The sequence below is a fragment of the Hymenobacter terrenus genome, from assembly GCF_000972495.1.
Taxonomy (GTDB): Bacteria; Bacteroidota; Bacteroidia; order Cytophagales; family Hymenobacteraceae; genus Hymenobacter; species Hymenobacter terrenus.
The window spans coordinates 1-2,362 of the sequence record NZ_LATM01000089.1 but is presented as its reverse complement, the minus strand read 5'-3'; the positions used below and the strand labels follow the sequence as shown (position 1 = coordinate 2,362).

Annotated in this window: 1 protein-coding gene; it reads right to left on the bottom strand. The window is 52.1% G+C overall.

Going from position 1 to position 2,362, the window contains the following annotated elements; genetic code table 11:
• Positions 1–2,139: Ig-like domain-containing protein (locus tag WX88_RS26520; RefSeq protein WP_197076991.1), on the bottom strand; the 2,139-nt coding region annotated here is incomplete at its 3' end.
• Between the last annotated feature and the right edge of the window lie 223 nt (positions 2,140–2,362).

Genomic DNA, 2,362 nt, shown 5'->3' with positions numbered 1-2,362 from the left:
GCTCGTCAGGCTCACACTCGGCGACGCGTTCGATACCGGAGGAGTGGAGCTGGTGTTGAATACTCTGAATTCAGAAATACCAACCCAGCCGGCCCCGCCAGCTTCACCCGTTACCGTTAGCTTCACATACTGGGCTTGGGTGGTGGCGAAAGCATCAACAATCGGGTCACTGGCTTTGCCCGTTTTTGTATTAGCCGTTCTGTCAACAACGGTAGTGTATGCGCCGTCAGCCGTGGTTTTAGTCTCTACCTTAAAGCGGTAGGCCCGGTCTCCGTAGCAGACAATCTCCGTCCGGTTCATGTCTTTTACCGCACCTAGGTCAACTTCCATCCACTGCGGATAGCCGAGGGATGCCCAGCGGGTTGAGACATTGCCATCAACCGCTTTGTATGCTTCATTACCGGTCTGCTGATTGGAGCGCGTTACCGGCTTCCCTAAAACAAGGTTTACCGCATTTACGGTTACGTTCACTATCACCCGTGGCGAGTAGGTTTCAAAGCCCTCGTTATCGGTCGCCTTAGCCCGCAGAATATAAGAGCCGTTGGGAGCATTGTTCAGGGTGAAGGAGAAGGGGGCGCTGGTGTCGGTACCCACCAATACGTTGTCCCGGTAGAAATCTACTTTGGCTACGCTGCCGTCCGCATCAGCGGCGGTGGCATCAATCGTGATGCTGCCGCCCTCATTGAACGGAGCGCCGTTGGCTGGTGAGGTGATGCTCACGGTAGGGTTAGACTTGCCAGCCGCAAACTTCAAAACGGCAAAGTTGGCATCCTTGGTCCCGCCCGATGGGGTAGATTGAATGGCGTTTTTAACATACAGGCCACCCACCACGTCGCCGCCAAAAACCGTTTTCACTTGTCCGTTAACCGTTCTGGCACTTACGGCGTGTACTTCTGAACCAGACAAGCGCGTCGTAAACAAGCGGTTTTTAAAATCACTGCTGAAGGCTACCAGGAAAGCGCCTCCCGTTGAGGTACCAGCCTCCGGAACATCAAACGTTAGTGGTAAGCCGTCGGCAGAGCTGCCGCCAAGATATACCCGGCCCTGCGCGTCGGCGCTGATGTCACCGTCTTTAATCCGAACCGCATTTCCTGGACCAGTAGGACCATTGGGGCGGCTAGCTAATTGCTGGCCTAAAAGATAGTTGCCGTTGGAGGCATCGAAGCGGGCAAAAAAGCTTTTGTGCTCATCCCGGCTGTTGTAAAACTCCGTGTAGGCATCTCCTCCCACTACCGGTGCGGGCGTGGTCAGGTTTTTGGGGCTGAACCGGAATATGTGGTTCCCGCCGGCTACTTCGAAGGCTGCGTATAGCTTGCCGTCTTCTCCCAGAGTAATCCGGTAGCCTCGGGAATCGGCCATGTTATTTTCCCTGGCCGTACCGTCGCAATCATCCAATAGATTAGCGGCCCAATCATAATCCCTCCAAACTTCCGTGCCACTGAAGTTTCTGGCAATTATGTAAGCAATCTGCACCGGATTACAGCCCGTGCTGGCATTTCTGAAGCCAATAGAATAAGTCAGCTGCAGCTCGTCGTTGATGGCTACGTCCTGCGTGAAATTTTTGCCTGCGGTGTTGTAAAGCTCAGTACCACTGGGATTATAGACGTAAATTTTGCCGGCCTCATTGCCGGAGTTATTTAATGCGACGACGTTACCGTTTTTCCCGGCATCAATCCGGCGGCAATTGCCCCCGTTGCTGTTTTGATAAACGACCGACTGAGCCGTCGAGTTTAGCTTTACAAAACCACCGGTGCCCAGCGCGACATAAATATTGTCGTTGGCATCAATGGCTATATCCAGTGCCCGGGGGCCAACTTTGGTCACCGATAAGACGGTGGTTCCCGTGGAGTTCAGACGGACAATAGTACCCGCAGAGGTGCTGGTGGCGCCATTGAGCGTTGTTGCCGTAACGCCTCCTATCACGGAGCTGGTGTTATCTACGGCCAATACGATGTTGCCATTCGATTGAATGCGGGAGCCGTTTAAAACATCGTTATTGGTTGCGTCAGCAATGTAGGAGGAGGTTTCTACTTGGAATACCCCAGTCTGGGCATGGGCCAAGAGCGAAGAGCCCGCAAAGGTTCCCATGAGAGCAAACCGGAGTGCCCATGGTCTGAAATTATTTGAGAGTTGTTTCATGATGAGATTGAAAAGATGAAAAATGAATGGAAATTAATGAATAGGAATACAGGCTCTAAAGTCAAAAAGTGAAAGCAAGAACCCGTGTTTACTTCCTGCTCTAGAGCCTGTAGACGTTGATTTTTAACAAGCTAATCGAGCCTGCTAAATGCCTCGAAATTTAGTTTTTGATGATTTGCACCGTGTGTACACCATCAGCCGCGCGGACTTTCAAGCTGTAAAA